Source organism: Paramagnetospirillum marisnigri (genome assembly GCF_001650715.1).
Taxonomy (GTDB): domain Bacteria; phylum Pseudomonadota; class Alphaproteobacteria; order Rhodospirillales; family Magnetospirillaceae; genus Phaeospirillum; species Phaeospirillum marisnigri.
In genome coordinates this window covers 1-730 of sequence record NZ_LWQT01000021.1, presented here as the reverse complement: position 1 = coordinate 730, position 730 = coordinate 1, and the positions used below count along the sequence as shown (strand labels likewise).

The window sequence follows — 730 nt, the reverse complement described above, 5'->3', positions numbered from 1 at the left end:
CCGAAGGTGACATAGACCATCATCAGCGCGCCGACGATCATGACCGCATAGATGTAATCCATGCCGAACAGCAGCTTGATCAGCTGGCCGGCACCGACCATCTGGCCGATCAGGTAGAAGATCACCACGATCAGCGAGCCGGTGGCGGCGAAGGTGCGGATCGGTGTGCGGGCCAGGCGATAGCCGCAAACATCGGCGAAGGTGTACTTGCCCAGATTGCGCAGACGCTCGGCGATCAGGAACAGGATCACCGGCCAGCCGACCAGCCAGCCCACCGAGAAGATCAGGCCGTCATAGCCCGAGCCGTAGACCAGGGCGGAAATACCCAGGAACGAGGCGGCGGACATGTAGTCGCCCGCGATGGCCAGGCCGTTCTGGAAGCCGGTGATGCCACCGCCGGCGGCGTAGAAGTCGGCGGCGGTCTTGGTGCGTCCGGCCGCCCAATAGGTGATCCCCAGGGTCGCGCCCACGAAGATCACGAACATGATGATGGCATGCCAGTTGGTGGCCTGCTTCGCCGCATTTCCCATTTCGGCACCGGCCGCCATGGCGGCCGACGACAGGAGGGCCGTGCCGCCAATGGCGAGCAGGGCCGCGGTCAGAGTCTTCATCGTCTTCATCAGCGGGATTCCTCGATGATCTGGCGGTTCATCTCGTCGAATTCGCCGTTGGCGCGATAGACGTAGATGCCGGTGAGCGCGATGGCGCTCAGGATGACGCCCACGCCGAT

Annotated in this window: 2 protein-coding genes; both read right to left on the bottom strand. The window is 63.7% G+C overall.

The features are described 5' to 3' along the window. On the bottom strand, window positions 1-620 hold a 620-nt coding region (locus A6A04_RS01540), incomplete at its 3' end, for a sodium:solute symporter family transporter (protein WP_407670234.1). Then, the coding region (locus tag A6A04_RS21480) for a DUF485 domain-containing protein (protein WP_156612419.1) at window positions 620-730 on the bottom strand (111 nt) is incomplete at its 5' end. The genes A6A04_RS01540 and A6A04_RS21480, both read right to left, overlap by 1 nt.